The sequence below is a fragment of the Streptomyces sp. NPDC050738 genome (genome assembly GCF_040654175.1).
Lineage (GTDB): Bacteria > Actinomycetota > Actinomycetes > Streptomycetales > Streptomycetaceae > Streptomyces.
Window position 1 is genome coordinate 103,064 of record NZ_JBFAHN010000010.1, and the last position, 25,101, is coordinate 128,164.

The 25,101-nt window shown below is 69.3% G+C and carries 23 protein-coding genes, 1 tRNA gene and 1 riboswitch; of the genes, 7 read left to right on the forward strand and 17 right to left on the reverse strand.

Annotated features, from left to right (window positions below; translation table 11 throughout):
- Nucleotides 1–9: 9 nt before the first annotated feature.
- Complete coding sequence (locus AB0H78_RS24830) at nt 10–1,002, reverse strand: SGNH/GDSL hydrolase family protein (RefSeq protein WP_363236918.1); 993 nt, start codon at nt 1,000–1,002, stop codon at nt 10–12.
- A gap of 107 nt (nt 1,003–1,109) precedes the next feature.
- Here AB0H78_RS24830 and AB0H78_RS24835 point away from each other — a divergent pair, with 107 nt between their 5' ends.
- Nucleotides 1,110–2,501 (forward strand): cystathionine beta-synthase, encoded by a 1,392-nt coding sequence (locus AB0H78_RS24835; protein WP_363236755.1) that lies wholly within the window; start codon nt 1,110–1,112, stop codon nt 2,499–2,501.
- Nucleotides 2,502–2,790: 289 nt separating this feature from the next.
- On the opposite strand, the gene AB0H78_RS24840 is transcribed toward AB0H78_RS24835, so the two are convergent.
- Nucleotides 2,791–3,618, reverse strand: coding sequence for a helix-turn-helix transcriptional regulator (locus tag AB0H78_RS24840; protein WP_363236756.1), 828 nt, complete (start codon nt 3,616–3,618; stop codon nt 2,791–2,793).
- A 138-nt stretch (nt 3,619–3,756) separates the two neighbouring features.
- Here AB0H78_RS24840 and AB0H78_RS24845 point away from each other — a divergent pair, with 138 nt between their 5' ends.
- Nucleotides 3,757–4,518, forward strand: a complete 762-nt coding sequence (locus AB0H78_RS24845; RefSeq protein ID WP_363236757.1) for an SDR family oxidoreductase — start codon at nt 3,757–3,759, stop codon at nt 4,516–4,518.
- 7 nt (nt 4,519–4,525) lie between these two features.
- On the opposite strand, the gene AB0H78_RS24850 is transcribed toward AB0H78_RS24845, so the two are convergent.
- Nucleotides 4,526–4,963: a hypothetical protein gene (locus tag AB0H78_RS24850; protein WP_363236758.1), complete on the reverse strand. Its 438-nt coding sequence runs from the start codon at nt 4,961–4,963 to the stop codon at nt 4,526–4,528.
- Nucleotides 4,964–5,168: 205 nt separating this feature from the next.
- Between AB0H78_RS24850 and AB0H78_RS24855 the strand changes: the two genes are divergently transcribed.
- Complete coding sequence (locus AB0H78_RS24855) at nt 5,169–6,392, forward strand: acetyl-CoA C-acetyltransferase (RefSeq protein WP_363236759.1); 1,224 nt, start codon at nt 5,169–5,171, stop codon at nt 6,390–6,392.
- A 234-nt stretch (nt 6,393–6,626) separates the two neighbouring features.
- A complete protein-coding gene (locus AB0H78_RS24860; RefSeq protein ID WP_363236919.1) occupies nt 6,627–7,508 on the forward strand; it encodes a hypothetical protein in 882 nt (293 codons plus the stop codon).
- Here AB0H78_RS24860 and AB0H78_RS24865 read toward each other — a convergent pair.
- The gene (locus AB0H78_RS24865) at nt 7,492–7,827 is read right to left on the reverse strand and encodes a hypothetical protein (protein WP_363236760.1); all 336 of its coding nucleotides are present in this window, start codon (nt 7,825–7,827) and stop codon (nt 7,492–7,494) included. The genes AB0H78_RS24860 and AB0H78_RS24865 overlap by 17 nt on opposite strands.
- Before the next feature lie 102 nt (nt 7,828–7,929).
- Between AB0H78_RS24865 and AB0H78_RS24870 the strand changes: the two genes are divergently transcribed.
- Complete coding sequence (locus tag AB0H78_RS24870; RefSeq protein ID WP_363236761.1) at nt 7,930–8,160, forward strand: DUF4287 domain-containing protein; 231 nt, start codon at nt 7,930–7,932, stop codon at nt 8,158–8,160.
- A gap of 73 nt (nt 8,161–8,233) precedes the next feature.
- Here the strand turns inward: AB0H78_RS24870 and AB0H78_RS24875 are convergent, their stop codons facing one another.
- On the reverse strand, nt 8,234–9,091 hold the full coding sequence (locus AB0H78_RS24875; protein WP_363236762.1) for a Bax inhibitor-1/YccA family protein: 858 nt from the start codon (nt 9,089–9,091) through the stop codon (nt 8,234–8,236).
- Nucleotides 9,092–9,209: 118 nt separating this feature from the next.
- Nucleotides 9,210–9,292, reverse strand: a tRNA-Leu gene (locus AB0H78_RS24880).
- 390 nt (nt 9,293–9,682) lie between these two features.
- Between AB0H78_RS24880 and AB0H78_RS24885 the strand changes: the two genes are divergently transcribed.
- Entirely contained in the window at nt 9,683–10,453 is a 771-nt protein-coding gene (locus AB0H78_RS24885; RefSeq protein ID WP_363236763.1) for an ABC transporter ATP-binding protein, read from the forward strand.
- 48 nt (nt 10,454–10,501) lie between these two features.
- On the forward strand, nt 10,502–13,021 hold the full coding sequence (locus AB0H78_RS24890) for an FtsX-like permease family protein (RefSeq protein WP_363236764.1): 2,520 nt from the start codon (nt 10,502–10,504) through the stop codon (nt 13,019–13,021).
- 81 nt (nt 13,022–13,102) lie between these two features.
- Here AB0H78_RS24890 and AB0H78_RS24895 read toward each other — a convergent pair whose 3' ends face one another.
- The 11 genes from AB0H78_RS24895 to AB0H78_RS24945 form a co-directional block, all read right to left on the reverse strand.
- A complete protein-coding gene (locus AB0H78_RS24895) occupies nt 13,103–14,395 on the reverse strand; it encodes a cyclopropane-fatty-acyl-phospholipid synthase family protein (protein ID WP_363236765.1) in 1,293 nt (430 codons plus the stop codon).
- A 196-nt stretch (nt 14,396–14,591) separates the two neighbouring features.
- Nucleotides 14,592–15,983 (reverse strand): NAD(P)/FAD-dependent oxidoreductase, encoded by a 1,392-nt coding sequence (locus AB0H78_RS24900; protein ID WP_363236766.1) that lies wholly within the window; start codon nt 15,981–15,983, stop codon nt 14,592–14,594.
- Nucleotides 15,984–16,327: 344 nt separating this feature from the next.
- Entirely contained in the window at nt 16,328–17,263 is a 936-nt protein-coding gene (locus AB0H78_RS24905; RefSeq protein WP_363236767.1) for a Ppx/GppA phosphatase family protein, read from the reverse strand.
- The gene (locus AB0H78_RS24910; RefSeq protein WP_363236768.1) at nt 17,260–17,793 is read right to left on the reverse strand and encodes a DUF501 domain-containing protein; all 534 of its coding nucleotides are present in this window, start codon (nt 17,791–17,793) and stop codon (nt 17,260–17,262) included. Before AB0H78_RS24910 ends, AB0H78_RS24905 begins: the two co-directional genes overlap by 4 nt.
- Nucleotides 17,794–17,818: 25 nt before the next feature.
- Nucleotides 17,819–18,289, reverse strand: coding sequence for a septum formation initiator family protein (locus tag AB0H78_RS24915; protein ID WP_363236769.1), 471 nt, complete (start codon nt 18,287–18,289; stop codon nt 17,819–17,821).
- A 96-nt stretch (nt 18,290–18,385) separates the two neighbouring features.
- Nucleotides 18,386–19,672, reverse strand: coding sequence for a phosphopyruvate hydratase (gene eno, locus AB0H78_RS24920; RefSeq protein WP_363236770.1), 1,287 nt, complete (start codon nt 19,670–19,672; stop codon nt 18,386–18,388).
- A 260-nt stretch (nt 19,673–19,932) separates the two neighbouring features.
- Entirely contained in the window at nt 19,933–20,667 is a 735-nt protein-coding gene (locus AB0H78_RS24925; protein WP_363236771.1) for a transglycosylase family protein, read from the reverse strand.
- A gap of 3 nt (nt 20,668–20,670) precedes the next feature.
- Nucleotides 20,671–20,818: riboswitch (cyclic di-AMP (ydaO/yuaA leader) on the reverse strand.
- 269 nt (nt 20,819–21,087) lie between these two features.
- Nucleotides 21,088–21,954 (reverse strand): transglycosylase family protein, encoded by an 867-nt coding sequence (locus AB0H78_RS24930; RefSeq protein ID WP_363236772.1) that lies wholly within the window; start codon nt 21,952–21,954, stop codon nt 21,088–21,090.
- A gap of 113 nt (nt 21,955–22,067) precedes the next feature.
- On the reverse strand, nt 22,068–23,309 hold the full coding sequence (locus AB0H78_RS24935) for a cytochrome P450 (RefSeq protein ID WP_363236773.1): 1,242 nt from the start codon (nt 23,307–23,309) through the stop codon (nt 22,068–22,070).
- The gene (locus AB0H78_RS24940; protein WP_363236774.1) at nt 23,306–24,286 is read right to left on the reverse strand and encodes a nucleoside triphosphate pyrophosphohydrolase; all 981 of its coding nucleotides are present in this window, start codon (nt 24,284–24,286) and stop codon (nt 23,306–23,308) included. The genes AB0H78_RS24935 and AB0H78_RS24940 overlap by 4 nt, the downstream gene beginning before the upstream one ends.
- A 148-nt stretch (nt 24,287–24,434) precedes the next feature.
- Entirely contained in the window at nt 24,435–25,091 is a 657-nt protein-coding gene (locus AB0H78_RS24945) for a SurA N-terminal domain-containing protein (RefSeq protein ID WP_363236775.1), read from the reverse strand.
- Nucleotides 25,092–25,101 lie beyond the last annotated feature (10 nt).

A 25,101-nucleotide genomic window follows, 5' to 3' on the forward strand; every position in this document is an offset into this window, starting at 1 on the left:
TGGGCTCCCTCACCCCTGCCGCGTCACCTCCGCGGGCTCCGCGTCCCCCGGGATACGCCGCCTGCGGCGGTGCTTGAGCAGCGCCCACGGGGCGCGGGCGCCCGTGACCTCCGTGCCCGCCTCGGCAGCGGCCGCCGAGGCCGCCTTCGCCACCGGGAGGATGTCCTCGTCGCGGGATGCGTCCAGGTGGTCGGTCTCGGGCCACAGGCCCATCACCGCGCACAGGGTGGGCAGGACCGCCATCGCCGCCGTCGCGTACCCCTCCGCGGAGGGGTGGTAGTTGTCCGGGCCGAAGAGTTCGCGCGGGTTCGCCGCGAATTCCGGGCCCAGGAGCTCGCCGAGGGAGACCGTACGGCCGCCCTGTTCGATGACGCCGATCGTCTGGGCCGCCGCCAGCTGGCGCGAGACCCTGCGGGCCAGCCAGCGCAGCGGCTGGTACACCGGCTCGACCGTGCCCAGGTCGGGACAGGTGCCGACGACGACTTCCGCCCCGGCCGTGCGCAGACGGCGTACCGCCGTGGCCAGATGGCGTACCGACTGGGTCGCCGGCATCCGGTGCGTGACGTCATTGGCGCCGATCATGATCACGCAGACGTCGGGGATACGGTCCTGATCCGCGAGCAGCACCGTCACCTGACGGTCCAGGTCGTCCGACATCGCGCCCGGGAGCGCCACATTGCGCAGGTCGACGGGGCTCTCGGCCACCGCGGCAAGCCCCGAGGCCAGCAGAGCCGCCGGGGTCTGGCCCGCTCTGCGCACGCCCTGTCCCGCCGCCGTCGAGTCGCCGAGCATTCCCAGCCGCAGGGGCTCCAGATGCGCCGCCCGCCCGGCGAACGCCGTTCCGTACCGCCCGTCCGCGCTGGGCGCCTCCGGTGCGCGCCCGCCGCCCACCGCCCGCTTCGCCAGCTGTACCTCGGCGAGCACCACGCCCACCGCTGCCGCCCCGATCAGGCCGACGGACCCGCCGCCGTACGCCGCGCCCGCGGCGATCCTCCGTGCCACCCTCGCCCTCGACAACTGCCACCTCCTCATAGCCGCCGTACTAGGCCTGACAAGACCTACTTGCCCTCAGACAGGTGCAGCCCAATCTTGTCCAATACTCTGACCGCATGGCGCACTTCCACGACTCGATGATCAGCCTCGTAGGCAACACCCCGCTGGTGAGGCTCAACAGCGTGACCGCAGGCATCAGGGCGACCGTCCTGGCCAAGGTCGAGTACTTCAACCCGGGCGGCTCCGTGAAGGACCGGATCGCCGTCCGCATGATCGAGGCCGCGGAGGCGAGCGGCGAGCTCAAGCCCGGCGGCACGATCGTCGAGCCGACCAGTGGCAACACTGGTGTCGGGCTCGCGATCGTGGCCCAGCAGAAGGGCTACAAATGCATCTTCGTCTGCCCGGACAAGGTGTCGACGGACAAGATCAATGTGCTGCGGGCGTACGGAGCCGAGGTCGTGGTCTGCCCGACCGCCGTCGACCCCGAGCACCCGGACTCGTACTACAACGTCTCCGACCGGCTCGTGAAGGAGACGCCGGGCGCCTGGAAGCCCGACCAGTACTCCAACCCGAACAACCCCCGCTCGCACTACGAGACGACCGGTCCCGAGCTGTGGGACCAGACCGAGGGAAAGATCACCCACTTCGTCGCGGGCGTCGGCACGGGCGGCACCATCACCGGCACCGGCCGCTATCTGAAGGACGTCAGCGAGGGCAAGGTACGGATCGTCGGCGCGGACCCCGAGGGCTCCGTGTACTCGGGCGGGTCCGGGCGGCCGTATCTCGTCGAGGGCGTCGGTGAGGATTTCTGGCCGACCGCGTACGACCAGACGGTGACCGACGAGATCGTCGCGGTCTCCGACAAGGACTCCTTCCAGATGACCCGCCGCCTCGCCAAGGAGGAGGGCCTTCTGGTCGGCGGCTCCTGCGGCATGGCGGTCGTCGCGGCGCTGCGCGTCGCGGAGACGCTCGGCGAGGACGACATCGTGGTCGTGCTGCTGCCGGACAGCGGCCGCGGCTATCTGTCGAAGATCTTCAACGACGACTGGATGAACGACTACGGCTTCCTCGACCACACCGGCGACCAGCCGAGCGTCGTCGACGTACTCGACCACAAGACGCACGGCACCATCCCCTCCCTGGTGCACATGCACCCGGAGGAGACGGTCGGCCAGGCGATCGAGGTACTGCGCGAGTACGGCGTCTCGCAGATGCCCATCGTGAAGCCGGGCGCCGGGCACCCCGACGTCATGGCGGCGGAGGTCATCGGCTCGGTCGTCGAACGGGAACTGCTGGACGCGCTGTTCACGAAGCGCGCGACGCTGAGCGACCCGCTGGAGAAGCACATGAGCTCGCCGCTCCCGGTCGTCGGCTCGGGCGAGCCGGTCGGGGACCTGATGTCCGTACTGGAGAAGGCGGACGCGGCGATCGTGCTGGTGGAGGGCAAGCCGAAGGGTGTCGTCAGCCGGCAGGACCTGCTGGCCTTCCTGGCGAAGGAAGCGCACTGACCGGGGGCTGACTTCGTCAAAACGGTACGAGCGCGTCACGTCCGCGCAGCACCGGCTTAACACAGGTCCGGCAGAGTAATGGGTGTCGGGAGGGAGACCCCAGAGGGAAACCGGGGAAACCCGCCCGGCACCACGAACTGGCGTCAAGGACCTCCGGAGCGGCTCCCGGGCTTCCAGCGGCGCCACGGATGCGGAAACCGGCCCTGACCCGGAACCGCGTCCCCTGCGGGGACCGCCGTCGTCCCGCCCTCCTGGGAAACCGGGGGGTGCGGCGGTCCCCGCGCAAGCTTCACTTCCGGGCCGGTGCCGCCGCCCAACTCGCCAGCAGGCCGATGCGTTCCGCCGTCGGCGAGCCCGGTTCCGGGGTGTAGACGACGAGGACCTGGTCCTGGTCGCCGTGCACCGTGAGGGACTCGTACGGCAGGGACAGCTCCCCCACCACGGGGTGCAGCACCCGCTTCACCCCGTACGTCTTCTCCTTCACCAGGTGGTCGGCCCACAGCCGCCGGAAGTGCTCACTCTTCAGCGACAACTCCCCGACCAATGACGCCAGTTGCTTGTCGTCCGGATGCCGTCCCGCGTCCAGCCGCAGATACGCGACCGTCTCGGCGGCCACCGCCTCCCACTCCGGGTACAGCTCGCACGCCTCGGGGGACAGGAACACCTGGCGCATGACGTTGCGCTCGGCGGGCTCGGTCCGCGAGTAGCCGCTCATCGCGTCACCCAGCGCGTTCCAGGCCAGCACGTCCATCCTGCGGCCGAAGATGAAGGCGGGCGCCTTGTCGATGGTGTCGAGCAGCAACTGGAGCCCCGGGCGCACCCGTTGGCGTACGGGAGCGGACGTCCGCCGCGGCCTGGCGACCTCCCGCAGATAGCCGCGCTCCGTGTCGTCGAGACGCAGCACGCGGGCGATCGCGTCCAGTACGGCATCGGAGACGCTCGGCCCCCGGCCCTGCTCCAGCCTGATGTAGTAGTCGACGCTGACGCCCGCCAGCTGCGCGACCTCCTCGCGCCGCAGGCCGGGCACCCGGCGGCGGCCGTGCACGGGCAGGCCGACGTCGTCGGGCTGTATGCGGGCACGCCGCGAACGCAGGAAATCTCCGAGGTCACCATCCATGCCCCCGACCTTAGGCCAGGACCCCGACACCCATCCTGGTACTGCCAGACCCAGGAAAAGCTCTGCCCTGGGTAAGGCTCGGCATTCCGCGCAGAGTTGTCCCTGTCAGCAGGACAACACCGCAGGGAGACAGCAGAGATGAGCTACACCAGCCTCGCCGGCCGTACCGCAGTCATCACCGGAGCAGCCAGCGGAATGGGCGCGGCAACCGCCCTCCTGCTCGCCGCACAGGGCGCCAGGGTCGCACTGCTGGCCCGCCGGGCCGACCGGCTCGACGAACTGGCCGCCAAGATCGAGGCCGACGGCGGCCAGGCGCTCGCCGTCACCGCCGATGTCACGGACGCGGCCTCGGTGGACGCGGCCGTCGCCCGGGTGCACGAGGTCTTCGGTCCGGCGGACCTGATCGTCAACTCCGCCGGGGTGATGCTCCCGAACCCGGTCGACGACGGCCGCGTCGACGAGTGGCAGCGCATGATCGACACCAATGTGACGGGCGCCCTGCGCATGATCCGCGCCTTCGTCCCCGACCTGCTGGCCGCGGCGGCCGAGGGCCGGACCGCCGACCTGGTCAACATCTCCTCGATCGGCGCGCACGTGACGTTCCCCAACTACGCGGTGTACGGCGCGACGAAGGCCGCGCTCACGTACCTCTCGGAGTCGCTCCGCGGCGAACTGGGCCCGCGTGACGTCCGGGTGACCAACATCGAGCCGGGCCTGACCGACACCGAGCTGGGCGGGCACATCGACAACAAGGACCTGTCCGGCCAGCTGGACGGCATGTACGAGGCGATCGGCACCCTCGCATCGGAGGAGATCGCCGACCTGATCGCGTACGTCACGAGCCGCCCGCGCCACATCAACCTGCGCCAGGTCATCGTGCTCCCCACCCGCCAGGCGTAGGGAGAGCTCAGTCGTCCCAGTCCGAGGAGGACGAGGACGAGGACGAGGACTTGTCGCGGCGGTGGGGGAAGAGTCCCCCGTCGCGCGCTGCCTGGACCACGTTCACGCCGACGATCCCCGCCCAGGTGACGAAGAGGCCCGACAGGCCGGCGTTGGCCACGCCGATCGCCGAGAGCGGGATGGCCAGGATCATCGTGACGATCCCGAAGCCGAAGCGCTCGCCGAAACTGCTCTCGGACTGCGGTGTGCGGGTGCCTCTGGCCACCGTCATCTGCTGCTCCGCCACCTGCCGGCGCACCCGGCGGTCGACCGTACCTTCGAGGCGTTGCTCGACTTTCTCCAGAAATGAGTCGACGAGGGCGGACTCGTAGTCCTCGCCCAGCTCCTTGCGTGCGTGCAAGGTGGCGTCGAGTTCCTTCTTCAGCTCCGGGTCGCTCGCTGTCATGAGGACACGGTACGAAGCGGGGCCGGGCCGCGGCAGTGGGGCTAACCCCCCAATTCGGGTGGGGTCCGCCCGCCGCGAGACCGCGCAAGCCTGAGCAAGCGCTTAGAAAAGAGTCCCGCATCACACGCCGTATCCGGTGACCTGGACGATACGTACGGGTAACTTCCCTCACAGTCCTGCCTTCTCCACCCCTCATGGAGCTGTGATGCCCGAAGCCGTGATCGTCTCCACCGCCCGCTCCCCGATCGGTCGCGCCTTCAAGGGCTCGCTGAAGGATCTGCGCGCCGACGACCTGACCGCCACGATCATCCAGGCCGCCCTGGCCAAGGTCCCCGAGCTCGACCCGCGCGACATCGACGACCTGATGCTCGGCTGCGGTCTGCCCGGCGGCGAGCAGGGCCACAACATGGGCCGCGCCGTCTCCGTACTGATGGGAATGGACCACCTTCCCGGCTGTACGGTCACCCGCTACTGCTCCTCCTCCCTCCAGACGAGCCGCATGGCGCTGCACGCCATCAAGGCCGGCGAGGGCGACGTCTTCATCTCCGCCGGTGTCGAGATGGTGTCCCGCTTCGTCAAGGGCAACTCCGACTCCCTCCCGGACACGCACAACCCGCTCTTCGCCGAAGCCGAGGCGCGCACCGCGGCCACGGCCGCGACCGAGGGCGCCCCGGTCTGGCACGACCCGCGCGAGGACGGCATCGTGCCCGACGCGTACATCGCGATGGGCCAGACCGCCGAGAACCTCGCCGGGATCAAGAACATCAGCCGCGCCGAGATGGACGAGTTCGGCGTGCGCTCGCAGAACCTCGCCGAGCAGGCCATCAAGAACGGCTTCTGGGAGCGGGAGATCACCCCCGTCACCACCCCCGACGGCACGGTCGTCTCGCAGGACGACGGCCCGCGCGCGGGCGTCACCCTCGAAGGCGTCCAGGGCCTCAAGCCCGTCTTCCGCCCCGACGGCAAGATCACAGCCGCCAACTGCTGCCCGCTGAACGACGGCGCCGCCGCCCTCGTGATCATGTCCGACACCAAGGCGCGCGAGCTGGGCCTGACCCCGCTCGCCCGCATCGTCTCCACCGGCGTCTCGGGTCTCTCCCCCGAGATCATGGGTTACGGCCCCGTGGAGGCCAGCAAGCAGGCGCTGAAGCGGGCCGGGCTGACCATCGGCGACATCGACCTCGCCGAGATCAACGAGGCCTTCGCCGCCCAGGTCATCCCCTCCTACCAGGACCTCGGCCTGGACCTGGACAAGGTGAACGTCAACGGCGGGGCCATCGCGGTCGGCCACCCCTTCGGCATGACGGGCGCCCGGATCACCGGCACGCTGATCAACAGCCTGCAGTTCCACGACAAGCAGTTCGGCCTGGAGACGATGTGCGTCGGCGGCGGCCAGGGCATGGCGATGGTCATCGAGCGTCTCAGCTGATCACCTCTCTGTAACCACCCGCGTCACAGTCGTAACCGAATCTCCCCCAGGATGTGACCTATCTCCTGGGGGAGGTTCATTCCCGCAGGTCACACCCGTTTCGGGACTAAACACCAGGCACAAAGACCTGTCCAATTCGTGACGTAATGCACTGACAGCGGGCACCGGCACACGACAAGCTGATGTAGGAAGTCCGGGGGATCGATTGAAACCGGGAGTAAGTCAGTGAGCGTCATGCCTCTTGCCCTGTTGCTGACGACGGCCGCTGCCACGGCCGTCGGCGCTGCTGTGCTGCACGCCGTCCGCGGTCTGCGCAAGCAGCTCACCGAGCTGACCGCCGCGTCGGCCCGGTCCCACGTGGCCACCGGTCACGCCGCGGCCGTGCCCGCCGCACGCGAAACGCCCTCCTCGGAGAGCTGGACCTCCGAGAGCTGGTCCTCCGAAATACGTGCCGCGGTCGGCGAGGCCCTCGCCGAGGAGCGCGAGCGCGAGCTGGCCGAGGCCCGTGCCTTCTGGGCCGCACAGGAGTCCCGCGACGCCGCCGATGCGCCGTCCCTGCTCGGCGGACTCGCCGGGCTCGGTGACGACGCCGCGTTCTTCGTACCCCGCCAGGCCGACTTCGCCGGGTTCGAGCCCGGCTTCGACGCGATCCTGGACTCCGTGCTCGACGAGGGCGACGACACCGCCGCCTCCGTCCAGGAGCTCGCGGGCGAGTTCCCCGAGGACTCCCCGGAGCTGGCCGCGGCCCGCCGCCGCCACCCCTCGTACCCGGGCAAGCACGACGAGCACACCGTTCCCGTACAGACCCCCGTCGTGGCCGACCACGAGCGCACGGTGACACGTCTCGAGGAGCTGGCCGAGGCACGTACCGCACTCTCCGACGTACGCCCGGGACCGCTCGGCACGCTCGACGTATACGTCTTCGCCGACGGCACGACCCTGTGCATGACGCCGGGCCACCGCGAGACCGCCGAACGCCTCGCCGAGTCCCTGCGCGAGGGCGAGGCCCCGGTGCTGCTCGGCGGCTCCGGAGTGGCCGGCGCGTACGCGCTGACCTTCTCCTGCGGCCAGGAGAGCGTCTACATACTCGCCGACCGCGTCATAGCGTCGCTCTAGCCGCCGCGGCTTCCACCAGCCCCACGGCCTCGTCCAGCTCCCGGGACGGGGCCGCAGTGCTGTCCGCGGCCGTACGAAGAATTTCGGCCAAATCATGGCCCGCGACGGCCAGTTGATCCGCAACAGCGAACACACCCGCATCAGGCATCACCCGCGGCTGCCCGCCCGGCTCCTCGATCCGCTGGGCCCGCACCGCCAATTCCCTGGCCAGAGCGAGTCCTTCGGCAGCGGCGCCGCGCTGCAGGCGGCTCTGGGGGGCGGCGCGCAGCCGGTCGGCGAAGCGGTCGACAGCGGCGAGCAGAGGTGTCGTATCAAGCACAGCGCGACCCTACGCGCCTCCTCCTGACGGTTGCCAACAGGCCAACACTCAGGCACGGTGCAATGAAGGACCAGCACTCGCGCAATGCGTCCGGAGGCGCCGATGTCCCAAGTTTTCTCCGAAGAGACCCATCGCAACCTGCTCTCCCGAATCCCCCACTGCACCGGTCGTGAAGTGTCCGACTGGCTGCGAGCCGTTGATGAAGGCCCCACTCTCGTCCGCTTCGAGGAGAAGGTCAGCTGGCTCAGGTACGAACACAATCTGGCTTATGGCCACGCCAAGGCAATCATCCATGAGTACGACCTGAGGCGAGCTGCGCGGAGGCTGCTCTGAGGCGTACCGACCGGCATACGGAGAGGGCCCGCCCCCGACCGGGGAACGGGCCCTCTCTGCGTGCGGTCCTACGTCAGTCGTTGCCCTGCAGGATGGCCACGAGCCGCAGCATCTCCAGGTAGATCCAGACCAGCGACATCGTCAGACCGAACGCCGCCAGCCAGGACTCCTCGCGGGGAGCGCCGTAGGTGATGCCGTCCTCGATCTGCTTGAAGTCCAGGGTCAGGAAGAAGCAGCCGAGCAGGATCGCCAGCACGCCGACCGCGAAGCCGAGCGGGCCGAAGCTGCGCAGACCGCCGTCGTCGGCACCGCCGAAGACGACCACCAGCAGGTTCACCATCATGACCAGCATGAAGGCGATGGCGATGGTCATGCCGACCCGGGCATAGCGCGCGGTGACACGGATCCAGCGCTGCTTGTACGCGATGAGCGTGGCGGCCGAGACCGCCATCGTGCCGAGCACCGCCTGGAAGGGGGCACCCGACCAGGCCTCGTTGTACATCTCGCTGATCACACCGAGGAAGACACCCTCGAAGGCTGCGTAACCGATGATCAGCGCCGGCACGGGCTTGCGCTTGAAGGACTGGACGATCGCCAGCACGAAGGCGACCAGCGCGGCGCCGATAGCCAGGCCGTAGCTCGTCGTGGAGACCGGGAGGACCACCCAGGCCAGCACGGCGCCGACGACCACGGTGCCGAGCGTCATCGCGGTGCGCGAGATGACGTCGTCCATCGTCATGACGCCGGAGCGCGGGGGCGCGGGCGTCTGCGTGGCGTACGGATTGGTCGTGTACTGGTCGGCGGGGGCCTGCGCGTAGGGGTTGCCCCCGGCCTGCGGCTGCTGCGGCGACTGCTGCGCGTTGAACCCCGCATAGCCGCTGTTGTCGCGGCTGAAGCCCCGTCGCGAGAAGACCGGGTTGCTGCTCCTCATCTCACTCCTCCGTGGCCACCGTGCGTGGCCTCACGTCAAGAGTAATGGGAAAGCAAAGCGATGACTCTACTGCCTGAGAAGGATCTTTCGTGCGCGCGAGAGGAGCGACAAGGCGAGGTGCCCGGAACCGGACTCGAACCGGTACGCCCCCGAGGGGCAGCGAGGTTTAAGCTCGCCGTGTCTGCATTCCACCATCCGGGCAAGGCGCGGGCTCCCCCTTGTGCGGTCCGAGCCTATCCGGGCCTGTCCCCCGAACAGCGGAACGACAGCCCGATGTTGTCTTATTTTATTGACGCCTGAGGGTGCGTCAGCCCACTTCACCACCGATCGGCACATGCCGGAGGCGGTTGGCAGCCGGCGGGGCGTGCGCCGGGCGACGCCGGGAATGACGCAAAGTCGCCTGCCGCGTCCCGACGGCCGTCGCCTCAGGGGCCGTGTCATACCGGAGGAGGAGACGGCAGCGTCCCGGTCAGACTCAAGAGGGCCCCGGGAACGGGCATCGCGGCGGACGATCCGGGCGCAGGGCGCGGACAGGATGAAGAGGTCCCCGCAGCGCACCGCAGCACTCCGTCCCGACAGGAGACCCTCCTCGTGACCACCACCCCCTTCGCCGCCCGCTCCACCGCGGTGGCCGCCCGCGCCACCGAACTGTCCAAGGTGTACGGCCTCGGCGAGACGCAGGTGGTCGCCCTGGACCAGGTTTCCGTCGACTTCCGGCAGGGTGAGTTCACCGCGATCATGGGCCCGTCCGGCTCCGGCAAGTCCACGCTGATGCACTGCGTGGCCGGTCTGGACACCTTCTCCGCCGGTTCCGTACGCATCGGGGAGACCGAGCTCGGATCGCTCAAGGACAAGCAGCTCACCCAGCTCCGCCGGGACAAGATCGGCTTCATCTTCCAGGCCTTCAACCTGCTGCCGACCCTGACCGCGCTGGAGAACATCACGCTGCCCATGGACATCGCGGGCCGCAAGCCCGACAAGGCCTGGCTGCAGAACGTCATCGACATGGTGGGCCTCAGGGACCGCCTCGGCCACCGCCCCACCGAGCTCTCCGGCGGCCAGCAGCAGCGCGTCGCCGTGGCCCGTGCGCTGGCCTCGCAGCCGGAGATCATCTTCGGCGACGAGCCCACCGGGAACCTCGACTCGCGCTCGGGCGCCGAGGTGCTGGGCTTCCTCCGTAATTCCGTACGAGAGCTGGGCCAGACGGTGGTCATGGTGACGCACGACCCGGTCGCCGCCGCCTATGCGGACCGGGTGATCTTCCTCGCCGACGGCCGGATCGTCGACGAGATGCTCTCCCCCACCGCCGACGGCGTGCTCGACCGGATGAAGGAGTTCGACGCCAGGGGCCGTACCAGCTGAACCCGGCTCCACGCCCCCTGCCACTCCACACCCCAGGACTGACACACCATGTTCCGTACCGCCTTGCGCAATGTCTTCGCGCACAAGGCCAGGCTCCTGATGACCGTGCTCGCCGTCATGCTCGGCGTCGCCTTCGTCTCCGGCACCCTGGTCTTCACCGACACCCTCGGCTCCGCCTACAAGAACCAGTCGGCGAAGAGCTACGACAACGTCGCCGTCTCCGTCGAGCACGACGGCGAAGGCAAGGGCCTGCCCCAGTCCACGGTCGACAGGATCCAGGCGATCAACGGCGTCGACAAGGCCGCCGGCCAGGTCGACGGATTCGCCGGCGTCGCCGACAAGAACGGCAAGCTGATCGGCCAGGGCTGGTCGAGCACCGGCGCGAACTACACGCCCACCGGCGACTACTCCTTCTCCACCGGAGCCGCGCCCACCAAGGACGGCCAGGTGGCGCTGGACAAGGAGACCGCCGACAAGGCCGGGGTGAAGGTCGGGGACAGCGTACGGATCGCGGGCAACGGCCCGGTGAAGTCGTACGCCCTCTCCGGGATCTTCACCACCAACGACGGCGCGGTCAGCGCGGGCGGCACGCTCAGCCTCTTCTCCACCGCCGAGGCGCAGTCGCTCTACGGCACCCCCGGCTACTTCGACTCGGTCACCGTCACCGCCAAGGGCGGCGCGGACGACGCCCAGCTCCTCGACGCGGTCGTGAAGGTCCTCCCCAAGGACGCCCACGCCCAGACCGGCACCCAACTGGCCGCGGAGCAGGCGAAGTCGATCGAGTCCAACTTCTCCTCGATGAAGACAGGACTGCTCGCCTTCGCGGGCATCGCGCTCTTCGTCGGCATCTTCCTCATCTACAACACCTTCGCCATGCTGGTCGCCCAGCGCACCAGGGAACTCGCCCTGATGCGGGCCGTCGGCGCCTCCCGCAAGCAGGTCACCCGCTCGGTGCTCGGCGAGGCGGTCCTGGTCGGCCTGCTCGCTTCGGCGATCGGTTTCGGCCTGGGCATCGGGCTCGCGGCCGGGCTGCGTCCGGTGATGTCGTCCTTCGGGATGAAGGTCCCCGGCGGCTCGCTGCTCATCTCGCCCGTGACCGTCCTGGCCGCCTTCGCTGTCGGTGTCCTGGTCACCCTGGTCTCCGCCTACCTGCCCGCCCGCCGCGCCGCGAAGATCCCGCCGGTCGCCGCGATGAGCAGCGTCCACGCGACCCCCCAGGGCCGCTCGCTGGTCGTACGGAACATCATCGGCTCGGTCCTCACCCTCCTCGGCGCCGGTCTGATCGTGATGGGTGCGGGACAGACCACCGACAGCGGCCGGATGATCATCGCGGGCGGTGCGTTCCTCGCGCTGATCGGCGTGATCGTGCTGATCCCCTTCCTGTCGCGGCCGGTCATCGCCCTCGTACGCCCGCTGCTCATCGGTGTGTGGGGCGTCTCCGGCAAGCTCGCCGGGCAGAACGCGGTCCGCAATCCGCGCCGTACGGGAGCCACGGCAGCCGCGCTCGCCATCGGTCTGACCCTGGTCACCGGCATCACCACGCTCGGTGTCACGCTCGGCCAGGCCGTCGACAAGATGACGACCGACAACATCAAGGCCGACTACCTGGTCGCGATGGCAGGCGACGGGCAGCACATGTCCCCCGACGCCGTGAAGGCCCTCGCGGCCGCCCCGGGCGTCACCGCGTACTCCCCCGACCAGTCCGCCTGGCTGGAGTTCGCGGGCAAGGGCAAGGGCACGACCGGGCAGGGCGTCACCGGCGTCAACCCCGCCGACATCGACCAGCTGCTCAGCCTCGACGTCACCTCCGGCTCGCAGTCCACGCTCGCCAAGGGCTCGATCCTGGTCTCCGACAAGCTGGCGAAGCAGCAGAACTGGAAGGCCGGCGAGACGGTCACCGCGACCTTCCCCGACAAGTCCAAGGGCGAGCTGACCATCGGCGGCGTCTATGAGGACAACGAGTTCACCAACGGCATCGTCATGGACACCGCCGCCCTCGACCGGCACCTCACCGAAAAGCCCGAGATCAACGCCGTGTACGTCGACTTCGACGGCGGCGCCACCTCCGCCAACGAGCAGAAGCTGGTCGACGCCCTCGGCGCCAACCCCGCCATCGAGGTCATGGACCAGCAGGACATCCGTGACATGTTCGGCGGCATCGTCAACACCATGCTCAACCTGATGTACGGCCTGCTCGGCATGGCCCTGCTCATCGCCGTCCTGGGCGTCGTCAACACCCTGGCCATGTCGGTCTTCGAGCGCCAGCAGGAGATCGGCATGCTGCGGGCGATCGGCCTCGACCGCCGCCGGATCAAGCGGATGGTCCGTCTCGAAGCGGTCGTCATCTCGATCTACGGCGCGGTGATCGGCGTCGGCCTGGGCGCCTTCCTGGCCTGGGCGCTCGGCGAGACCCTGAAGGACTCCATCCCCGGGTACGCCCTCGTCCTGCCCTGGGAGCGGATCGGCATCTTCATCGTGCTCGCGGGCGTCGTCGGCATCCTCGCCGCCCTGTGGCCGGCCCGCAGCGCGGCCAGGCTGAACATGCTGACCGCGATCAAGACGGAGTAGCGGCAAGGGAGTTGTACGTACGGCGGCGGGCCCCGGACAGGAGATGTCCGGGGCCCGCCGCATGTCACACGCCCGCGCGCCTCAGCCCCAGCGCCGCGGCCGCAGCCGCACCCCCGAAGCCCCGTCCTCCGGGGTCTTCACGGCCAGGATCTGATTGACGCCGATCCGGTTGCGTTCGAAGGAGAGCGCGGACGCGGCCATGTAGAGCCGCCAGACCCTCGCCCGGCCCGGGCTCGTCATCCGTACCGCCTCGGGCCACCGCGCCTCCAGGTTGGCGACCCACTGGCGAAGGGTGAGGGCGTAGTGCTCGCGGAGCACCTCCACGTCGCGGGCCTCGAAGCCGGCCTCCTCCAGGGTCGCCAGAGTGCGGCCGACCGGCGCGAGTTCGCCGTCGGGGAAGACGTAACGGTCGATGAAGTCGTCGATGTGGTACGCCGATTCGTCGCGTTCGGGGCGGCGGGCGATCTGGTGGTTGAGCAGCCGGCCGCCCGGCTTGAGGAGGGCGTAGAGGTCGTCGGCGTACTCGCGGTAGCGGGTCGAGCCGACGTGCTCGGCCATGCCGATGGAGGAGATCGCGTCGTACGGACCGTCATGGACGTCGCGGTAGTCCTGGACCCTGATCTCGATCCGGTCGGTGAGGCCCTCCTCGGCGATGCGCTTGCGGGCGAACGCGGCCTGCTCGGTGGAGAGCGTCACACCGGTGACCTGGACGCCGTACTCGCGTGCCGCGTGGATCGCCATCGAGCCCCAGCCGCAGCCGACGTCGAGCAGCCGCATGCCTTCCTTGAGGTCGAGCTTGCGGCAGACCAGGTCGAGCTTGGCGCGCTGGGCCTCTTCGAGGGTGGTGTCCGCGTCCTCGAAGTACGCGCAGGAGTAGACCATGGACGGGCCCAGGACGAGTGAGTAGAAGTCGTTGCCCACGTCGTAGTGGTGGCTGATCGCCTTCTTGTCGCGGCGCTTGGTGTGCACCACCCCGCGGCGGTGGCGCAGTTCCTCCGGTGGTGGTGGGGGTGGAGGGAACGGCCCTGCGATGGTCAGCAGCTCGCGGGCGGCGGCGCGCAGTGCCGGATTGCGTATCGGATGGACCGCGTCCTTGGCGTCGGCTCCGCGCTCCCAGAGGAGGCCGGCCAGGAGGTCGAGCGCCTCGTACAGATCACCCTCGATGTCCAGCTCACCGGCCACCCAGGCCCGGGCGAGGCCGAGTTCACCGGGTTTCCAGAGCAGCCGGCGCAGGGCGCGGCGGTGGCGCAGGACCACGACGGGGGCGCCGGGGGGCCCTGACTCACTGCCGTCCCAGGCCCGGATGCGGACCGGGAGCGGTGTCCCCAGCAGATCATCGGCAAGAGCGGTCAGCCGCGACGCGGCGTCGGCCATGGCGCACACCTCCGTAAGGATGGGAAATGCTCAGCAATACGTAAACACCGATGACCCCGTCACGCAGTCCCGATGCCGCGTAATGAGAACGCAAAATCCATGGTGCCTACATGTATATCTGTCACGAAATGCCGAAGGGACCGCCCGCACCACGGATGGCGAGCGGCCCCTTCGGGCTGAACAGGTACTGCTGGAGCTAGGAGGCCTTGGCCTTCTCGCCCTCGGGCTTGACCGCGGCCGGAGCCGGGGCCGGCTTGGCTGCCTCGTAGAACTCCTCGCGGGGAGTCTCCATGGCGCCGAGCGAGACGACCTCGCGCTTGAGGAACATCGCGAGGGTCCAGTCGGCGAAGACGCGGATCTTGCGGTTCCAGGTGGGCACGGCCATGCCGTGGTAGCCACGGTGCATGTACCAGGCGAGACGGCCCTTGAGCTTGATCTTCACCTTGCCCATGACGATCATCGCGACGCCCTTGTGGAGGCCGAGGCCCGCCACCGCACCCTTGTTGGCGTGGCTGTACTCCTTCTGCGGGAAGCCCCGCATGCCGGAGATGACGTTGTCGCCGAGGACCTTGGCCTGACGCAGCGCGTGCTGGGCGTTCGGCGGGCACCAGGCGCGCTCGGGCGGCGTACCCGCCTTGATCGCGGCGAGGTCCGGGACCTGGGCGTTGTCGCCCGCGGCCCAGATGTAGTCCGTACCGGTGACCTGGAGCGTCGGCTGGGCGTCCACGTGGCCGCGGGGGCCGAGCGGGAGGCCGAAGCGCGAGAGCGCCGGGTTGGGCTTGACGCCCGCGGTCCACACCAGGGTGTTGGAGTCGACCTCGAGGCCGTTGTTGAGGACGACGTGGCCGTCCACACAGGAGTCCATGCCGGTCTTGAGGTAGACCTCGATGCCGCGGCCCTCGAGGTGCTCCTTGCCCCAGGTGCCGAGCTCGGGCCCGACCTCGGGAAGGATCTTGTCGGCGACGTCGACGAGGATGAAGCGCATGTCCTCGCGCTTGACGTTGGTGTAGTACTTGGCCGCGTCGCGCGCCATGTCCTCCACCTCGCCCACGGTCTCGGCGCCGGCGAAGCCGCCACCCACGAAGACGAAGGTCAGCGCCTTGCGGCGGACGTCCTCGTCGGTCGTGGAGTCGGCCTTGTCGAGCTGCTCCAGGACGTGGTTGCGGAGGCCGATGGCCTCTTCCACGCCCTTCATGCCGATGCCCTGCTCGGCCAGGCCGGGGATCGGGAAGGTGCGGGAGACCGCACCCATCGCGATCACCAGGTAGTCGAAGGGCAGCTCGTACGCCTCGCCGACGAGCGGCGCGACGGTGGCGACCTTGCGGTCCTGGTCGATGGTCGTGACGCGGCCGGTGAGCACCTCGGCTCCACGCACCACGCGTCGCAGCGGGACGACGACGTGACGGGGAGAGATGCTGCCTGCGGCGGCTTCTGGGAGGAAGGGCTGGTACGTCATGTACGAGCGCGGGTCGACGACCGTGACGGTCGCTTCCGCGTAACGCATCTTCTTGAGGATGCGTCGTGCTGCGTACAGGCCTACGTACCCGCCACCTACTACGAGGATCCTGGGACGCTCCGTGGTGCTCATGCCATCGAGTATCCACCCCCAATGCGGGGGGTGCTCGTGAGCCCCTTCACAAGCATCGGTGGTGCCTCTGCTACACTGCGCGGCTCGCGTGACACAGGTCATGGTCGCGCAAGGAACCAAGGGGCCCGGGGGTGCGTTGTACACCCCCGCTGACGTGGCCTTCACGGCTTACCGGCCCGTAGACCACTGATGAAATTAACGCCGCCGTAACACGCCGTGGGCTGCCCGAATTGCGTGCATGCAGGCCCTGCGGACCGCGTAGGAGGGCCATAAGCCCCTCCCCGTCGACCAACAGACCCTTTTTCCTTGTGAAGTAGTTCACGAAGTTTTTTTCGCCTGATCGATCAGACGAGGGACCAGAGGATCCCGTCGAGGATGTCGTGCTCCGAAACGACGATGTCGCGGGCTCCGGTGCGCTCCATGATCGCGAGAACGATGAGCGCCCCGGCGCAGATCACGTCCACCCTGCCGGGGTGCATGACCGGGATCGCCGCACGTTCCGCGTGCGTCGCCCGGATCAGGCGGTTCGTGATCGACTTGACCTGGTGGTACGCCAGCATGGAGCGGTGGATGGCGGCCGAGTCGTAGGCCGGAAGGCCGAGCGCGATCCCGGCCAGGGTGGTGACCGTGCCGGCCAGGCCGACCACGGTGTGGGCGTCGGTGAGCGGAACGGTCTCGGCGACCTCGTCGAGGGCCTTGTCGATATCGGCGCGGACGGCGGCGATCTGCTCGCCGGTGAGCGGGTCGCCCGTCAGACCGTGGCGTTCCGTGAGCCGAACACAGCCGATGTCGACGGAACGGGCGGACTCCACGGTGCTGCTGCCGGTCACGAATTCGGTGGAGCCGCCGCCCACGTCGATGACGAGAAATCGTTCGCTGTGAGGCTCCGGGTCCCCGGTCTGCACCTCTGCCGTGGCACCGGAGAAGGAGAGTTCGGCCTCCTCCTCTCCCGTGATCACCTCGGGCTCGACGCCCAGGATCTCCCGGACCCCCGCCACGAACTCGTCGCGGTTCTCGGCATCGCGCGAGGCGGACGTGGCCACGAAGCGCACCTTCTCCGCGCCATGGGCCTTGATGGCCTCCGCGTACTCGCGGCACGCCGCGAAGGTCCGCTCCAGCGCCTCGGGGGCGAGCCGGCCGGTCTTGTCGACGCCCTGGCCGAGCCGGACGATCGTCATCCGCCGGTCCAGGTCCACGAGTTCACCCGTGGCAGGGTCCGCGTCGGCGACGAGGAGACGGATCGAGTTCGTACCGCAGTCGATGGCGGCCGCGCGGGTCACTCGGAGTCCTTCTCGCCGCACGGCGCCACGCACGGGCCCTTCGCCCACCACTCGGGCAGCATCGCGATCGCCTCGTCGCCCAGCGGGTTCACACCCGGGCCCGCGGCCAGCGAGTGCCCCACCAGGACGTGCAGGCACTTCACGCGGTCCGGCATGCCGCCCGCGCTCGGGAAGCCCTCCAGGACCTCAATCGCGTCGCGGCGGGCGATGTAGTCCTCGTGCGCCTTGCGGTACGCGGCCGCGAGCTCGGGGTCCGTCGCCAGGCGCTCCGTCATCTCCTTCATGACGCCGTTCGCCTCGAGGGTGCCGATCGCGGAGGCCGCGCGCGGGCACGTGAGGTAGAAGGTCGTCGGGAAGGGCGTGCCGTCGGGCAGCTTGGGGGCCGTCTCGACCACATCCGGATTGCCGCACGGGCAACGGTGGGCGATCGCGCGCAGCCCGCGCGGCGGGCGGCCCAGCTGCTCCTGGAAGGCGGCGATGTCCGCGTCGGTGGGCGCGGTGGACTCGGTCTGCGGAGGGGGCGTCTGCATCGTGCTTCCGTTACGTGTCGTGTCGTCAGTGGCGGTCGGCGTTGTCCACGCCGTCCCAGAGGTTGGAGTACCAGGGGCGGTCGGCGGCGCCCTGGTCGTCGGTGCTCGTCGTACGGGCGTCCGGGTCGACGACCGTGAAGCCGGTCTCCCCCGGCCGTAGGTAATGAAGGTGCTCGCGGGCCAGGCGCTCGATGTACGCGGGGTCCTGGAGCCGGGCCTTCTCGTCGCGCAGCTCCTCGACCCGCTTGCGCGCGTCCTGCGACTGCTTGCGCTGGTCGGCGATGTCCGCGCGCTGGGAGACGTACTGCCGCATCGGATACGCGAGCGCCACGATCAGCGTGCACACGACCATGACAAGGAGCGCGGCCCGCCCGGTGAGGCGGGAGCGGCGGGCCTGGCGGCGGGTCTGCGAGCGGTAGACGCGGGCGGCGGTCTGCTCGCCGAGGACGCGGATCCTGGTCGCAGTGGAGAACCGGTCCCGCTTGTCCGCTGCCATGTCGTCTCTCCGCCTCCCCGATACGCGCCTTTACGCGCCTGCGTCCCCGCACACGGTACGGGACCGTGTGCGGGGACGCGTGGAGGCTTAGGGCGATTAACCCTTGAAGCGCGGGAAGGCGCTGCGGCCCGCGTACACCGCCGCGTCGTCGAGGATCTCCTCGATGCGCAGCAGCTGGTTGTACTTGGCGACGCGGTCCGAACGGGCCGGGGCGCCGGTCTTGATCTGGCCGCAGTTCACCGCGACCGCGAGGTCGGCGATGGTGACGTCCTCGGTCTCACCGGAGCGGTGGGACATCATGCACTTGAAGCCGTTGCGCTGCGCCAGCTCGACGGCGTCCAGGGTCTCGGTCAGCGAACCGATCTGGTTGACCTTGACGAGCAGGGCGTTGGCCGAGCCCTCGTCGATGCCGCGGGCGAGGCGCTCCGGGTTGGTGACGAAGAGGTCGTCGCCGACGATCTGGACCTTGGCGCCCAGCTTGTCGGTGAGGACCTTCCAGCCCGCCCAGTCGTCCTCGTACAGCGGGTCCTCGATGGAGACCATCGGGTACGCGGAGACGAGCTCCTCGTAGTACTCGGTCATCTCGGCGGCCGAGCGGGACTTGCCCTCGAACTCGTACTTGCCGTCCTTGTAGAACTCGGACGCGGCGACGTCGAGCGCCAGACCGACGTCCTTGCCGGGGACGTAACCGGCCTCCTTGATGGCCTCGATGATGAGGTCCAGGGCGGCGCGGTTGGACTCGAGGTTCGGGGCGAAGCCGCCCTCGTCGCCGAGACCGGTCGAGAGACCCTTGGTCTTCAGGACCTTCTTCAGCGTGTGGTAGATCTCCGCACCCCAGCGAAGGGCTTCGGAGAAGGACTCCGCGCCGATCGGGGCGATCATGAACTCCTGGATGTCGACGTTGGAGTCGGCGTGCGACCCACCGTTGAGGATGTTCATCATCGGGACGGGCAGCAGGTGCGCGTTCGGGCCACCGAGGTAGCGGAACAGCGGCAGGTCGGAGGCCTCGGAGGCGGCGTGGGCCACGGCGAGCGAGACGCCGAGGATGGCGTTCGCGCCGAGGGAACCCTTGTTCTCCGTGGCGTCGAGGTCGAACATCGCCTGGTCGATCAGGCGCTGCTCGGTGGCGTCGTAACCGACGAGCTCCGGGCCGATCTGCTCGATGACGGCGAGGACGGCCTTCTCGACACCCTTGCCCTGGTAACGGTTGGGGTCACCGTCACGGAGCTCAATGGCCTCGAAAGCACCGGTGGAGGCACCAGACGGAACAGCAGCACGACCCGTGCTGCCGTCGTCGAGGCCGACCTCGACCTCGACCGTGGGGTTGCCTCGGGAGTCCAGGATTTCCCGGGCTACGACGACGTCGATGGACGGCACGAGCATCTCCTTATGGGATGTGACGCTATGGGGTGCAGGGTCGCTTTGGCCTTGCGACAAGAGCCTAACCGGCTGGCGGGGTTCGGCCAGCCGTGCGACCGGCCCCTGGGACGAAAAAGGGCCCAAAGTCGAGTATTGCAGGGCGAAGGACCTGAAAGTTACTGCCCGGTAATAGCTGAAAACCCCGGCCCGGCGCGAACGGGGGATGTCGCGCCGGGCCGGGGTGCCCTGGGGGGAGCCTGGATCGGCTCCGGCTGGTTCAGCTATCAGCTGAGGTGCAGCTGCTGGCCCGGGTAGATCAGGTCGGCGTTCTTGACGATGTCGCCGTTGGCCTTGAACAGCTTCTGCCAGGTCGTGTCGTGCGACTCGGCGATCTTGCTGAGGGTGTCGCCGGTCTTGACCTTGTACTCGCCGTCGCCCTTCTCGTACGAGGACGAGGAGGACGCCTTCGGCGCGGGGGTCTCCGCGGCGGGGGCCTGGGCCGAGTCGTCCGAGGACGAGCTGTCCGAGGAGGAGCTGGAGTCCGCGGAGTACGAGTTGTCGGACGAGGACGAGGACGAGTCGCTGGAGGACGAGTCGCTCGACGCCGAGTTGCCGGAGTCGGTGCTGACGCCCGGGTCGACACCGTCGTTGCTCAGGTTGCCGGCGCCGGCGCAGGCCCAGGCACCCGGGCCCTGCATGTCGAGCAGCTTCTCGGCCGTGGCGATCTGCTGGTCCTTGGTCGCCTCGTTGGCGTGCTGGGCGTACTGCGTACCGCCGGCGGCGGCCCAGCTGGAGTCGGAGAACTGCAGGCCACCGTAGTAACCGTTGCCCGTGTTGATCGACCAGTCGCCGCCGGACTCGCACTGGGCGACAGCGTCCCAGGTGGAGACGGAGGCGGCGGAGGCCGAGGTGGCGCCGATCAGAGGCGCGGCCACAGCGGCACCGGTGATGCCGGCGAGCATGGTGTAGCGAACGGCCTTCGAGGGGCGGCGGTGCTTGGACTTGCTGGAAAACAGCATGCGGAATCTCCTCACCGACGCCTACGAGGTGAGCTGTCGGGTTCGGGCCAATGAGTTGCCCGGCCGAGCGTCCTAGCGCTCGGCTTAACCCCAAGCCGGTCTCCCGGCACTTACCTGGGTCCCCCGCTCCTGCCTACGGCGCTTTACGCGTCGAGTATCCCGAGCGACCGACGGCAGGATTCGGCGTGACGGTCGCTGGTGCTCGCTTTGACGAGCGGCCTGAACCGTAAACACAGGTCGCCCCGATGTTCAAAGACGAACATCGGGGCGAAAAGCCGCTGCTTGCACACAGGAAGACCACATGTGTGCAGGTGGGCGACGGGTTGGACGTACGGAACGAACCGGGCATGAGCGGAGGGTGAAGAGACCCTTGTCTCAGTTGCTCAAATTGGGACATTAGCGCCCCAACTGCCCCGCTTTTCAGCCCAAATCGAGGCTCTGACCAGGAACGATGAGGTCCGGATCCGAGCCGACGGTCTTCTCGTTGGCCGCGTAGAGCGCCGGCCAGCCGCCCTTGATGTCGTGTGCGTCCGCAATGGCCCAGAGGTTGTCGCCGGTGCGGACCGTGTAGTCGCCTGCGGCGGCTTCGGAGCGATCCGTGGCGTCACCGCGGGAGGCGTGGCGGCCGGTGTCGCGGCCCGTGCCCGACGTGTCGGAGGTGTCCGACGCGTCCGTTCCGCCGCGGTGCTTGCCCTGGCCCTGCCCCTTGCCCTGGTCCGCGCCCTTGTCCGCGTCCGCGCTCGCGGAGGGTGCGGGCGTGGCCGTGGCGTCGGGCTTCGCGGACTGCGAGGGGGTTGCGGACGGAGTCGACGTCTCCGTGTCCGAGGGGGCCGGCGTCGCCGAATCCGTCGGCGCGGGTGTCGCGGTGTTCGTGGCGCCGGGGTCGACCGACGGAGTCGCACCGGCCTCGGCCGCGTTCGCCAGGCCGGAGATCTCCGCGCAGCTCGCCCAGGGCTTGGTGCCCTCCGCGTCGAGGACCTTCTGGGCCACCGCGATCTGCTGGGCGCGGCTGGCGAGGTCGGCGCGCGCCGCGTACTGCGAGCCGCCGTAGGTGTCCCACTTCTCCTGCGAGAACTGCAGACCGCCGTAGTAGCCGTTGCCGAGGTCGGCGCTCCACATGCCGCCGCTCTCGCAGAGTGCGACCCGGTCCCAGGTGCTGGAGTCCGCCGCGTGGGCGCCCGTTGCGGCGAGAAGCGGAATCGCGATGGCCGAACCCGTCACTCCTGCCGCTACGACAAAAGCGGGAGCCTGACGAGGGCGGCGATGCCGACCGTTCCCGGAGCTCATGCGAGGGCCTTCCGTGTGACGGATGAGTCGAACGGCGAACCTAGCCGGAATCGAACGCGGGTCACAAGTCGATGCAGCGCAGATCACGTGAAAGTCACAGTCTTGACGGAGCGTCAGTTCTGTTCGGCCGTGAACTCCACCGGAAGCGTGCGCAGTCCACGCATGATGAGCCCGCCGCGCCAGCGCAAATCGGCAGGATCTCCCGCAAGTCGCAGGTCAGGGAGGCGAGTGAGGAGCGTGGCGAGGGCCGTCCTGCCCTCCAGGCGGGCGAGCGGCGCACCGAGGCAGTAGTGGATTCCGTGGCCGTATCCGAGGTGCTGGTTGTCACTTCGGGAGAGATCGAGGGTGTCGGGCGCGGTGAAGCGCTCCGGGTCGCGGTCGGCGGCCGCGAGGACGACGAGCACGGGGTCGCCCTCGGCGATGTCCTGGCCGCCCAGCGTCAGCGCTTCGGTGGCGAAGCGCCAGGTGGCGAGCTCGACCGGGCCGTCGTAGCGCAGCAGTTCCTCGACTCCGGTGGCCAGCAGCTCGGTCTCTCCCGCCGCCAGCGAGGACTGGAGGCGCTCGCGCTGGGTGGGGTTCTGGAGGAGGGAGTGGACGCCGTTGCCGATGAGGTTGACGGTGGTTTCGAAGCCGGCGAAGAGAAGGATGAAGGCCATCGCGGCGGCCTCGTTCTCGCTGAGGTGCTCGCCGTGGTCCGAGGCGCTGATGAGGTGGGAGATCAGGTCGTCGCCGGGGTTCTCGCGTTTGCGGTGGATGAGTTCGGCGAGGTAGTTGCGCATCTTCTTGACCGAGCGGGCCACTCCCCCGCGCGGGCCGCCGCCGTGCCGGATCATCATCCCGGCCCAGTCGCGGAAGTCGTCCTGGTCCTCGCGCGGGACGCCCAGCAGGTCGCAGATCGCGTAGATGGGGAGCGGGAAGGCGAAGTCATGGATGAGGTCCGCCTCCCCCTTCTGCGCGAAGTTGTCGATGAGGCGGTCCGTCAGCTCCTGCACGCGCGGGGCGAACTCCGCCACCGTGCGCGGGGTGAAGGCCTTGGAGACCAGGCGGCGCAGCCGGGTGTGGTCCGGCGGGTCGATGTTGAGCAGATGCGTCATCAGCTCGGCCTTGCGCTCGCCGGGGATGCCCGTCCTGCCCTTGGCGTGGTCCTGCTCGGCGTGGTGCGCGGGGTTCTTGGAGAGCCGCTGGTCGGCCAGGGCTTCGCGGGCGTCCGCGTACCGGGTGACCAGCCAGGCCTCCACACCGCTGGGGAGTGTGGTCCGGTGGACCGGGGAGTTCTCGCGCAGCCAGGCGTACGCGGGGTACGGGTCGGTCGCGAACTCCCAGGTGAACAGCTCGGGTTGGGGCGCCGCGGTCACCGCTCCACACCCTCTGCCGCGAGGATCGCGTCCCGGTAGGCGCGGGCCGCCGCGCGCAGGGCGGCCTCGGGGTCCGTGCCCTGCGCCTCGGCCTCGGCGGCCAGGGCGAGGAGTTGGTAGCCGACGCCGGTGCCCGTGGGGAGGGGGACGTCGAGGGCTGCCGTACGTACGCGGGATGTCAGCTTGGCCGCGAGCGCGAGGGCGGGCTGGCCGAGCGGGACGCCCTCGGTCACCGAGTCGCGCTGCTTCTCGATGGCCTTGGTGCGCAGCCAGTGGGCCTTGACGTCCTCGGGGGTCTCGGCCGTCTCGTCGCCGAAGACGTGGGGGTGGCGGTGGATCAGCTTCTCCACGATCGTCGCCGCGACGTCGTCGATGGAGAAGGGCTCCTCGGGGTCCTCCTGGGCGATGCGCGCGTGGAAGACGACCTGGAGGAGTACGTCGCCCAGTTCCTCGCGGAGCTCGGTGCGGTCGCCGTCCTCGATGGCCTCGACGAGTTCGTACGCCTCCTCGATGCCGTACTTGGCGAGGCCCTTGTGGGTCTGCTGCGAGGACCAGGGGCACTCGCGGCGGATCCGGTCCATCACCTGGACGAGGTCGAGGAGGCGGGCGCCGGGGAGGTCGTAGGAGGCGGGGAGCAGTTCCAGGGCGGGCATCTGTACGCGGCCGCTGCCGGCGAGGCGGGCCAGGGAGTCGGTGAGGCGCTGGTCGCCCTCGCCGCCGCCGGTGGGGATGACCACCAGGGTCCGGCCGCCGGCGCAGTCGTCCACCAGGTCCTGGGCGTCCGGTGCCGTGTGCTCGACCTCGATGCCTGCCTCGCGGAGGTAGGGGAGGTGGGGGTGCGCTGTATCTGCGCAGAGCACGCGGTCGGCTTCTTGCAGGGTCTGCCAGGCCGGCCAGGAGAGGAGGCCGGGGGCGACTCTGTGGCTGGTGGTGAGGAGGACGATGCGGCCGGGGGCGGCGGATTCTTCTGGGGTCACCCGTTGACGTTATCCCGCGGGGCGGGGAGGGCCGGGGTGGGCCGCTGCTCGAGCGGAGTCCCCTGGCCCGCCCCCTCCCGCTGTGACGTCACGGGGCTCCGCCCCGGACCCCGCTCACTGATGTGGGCCCGGGATGTGCGGGTGCGTGTCAGGCGCCTGCCTGCGCCGCCGGCTGTGGCTCCTTCGTCACCTGGGTGATCCAGGGCGCCTTGGCGTTGTCCAGTGCCACCTGCTGGTTGTTCCACTCGCCGTAGCGCGGGTTGACGTCGATCTTCAGCTTCTTGGAGGCGTCGGACAGCACCGTCAGCAGCTGCTTGTTGCCCGCCTGCGACGTGGGATCCACACCCAACTGGCTTGCCAGCTTGCTCACGAGGACCTGCTCGCGTGCGAAATCGTCGATCTGCGAGGGGGCGATGCCGTTCTGCTGGAGCAGCGTCTGTTCCACCTTCTCCTCGCTGCCCGCCTGCTGGATCCACGACTTGCGGGCGTCCTGGATCTCCTTGCGGGACACCTTGATCCCGGCGTCGTCCGCAGCACGTGCCAGCACCTGGTCGAAGATCAGGGTGTGCAGTTTGGCGCGGCCGAGCTGGCCGGTGTTCTTGACCAGGTCCGCGGCGTTCGCGGAGCCCGCCTGCGCTGTCCGTACGTCCTTGACCTGGGCCTGCACCGAGGAGACGGCGATCCGCTGGCCGCCGACGACGGCTGCGGCTCCCGGATGGGCGTCACTGCCGCAGGCGGCGAGGAATGGGGCTGCGCAGAGGAGCGCGGCGGAGACGGAGAGCGCAGTGCGACGGCGGCGGTGCAAAGGAGCCTCC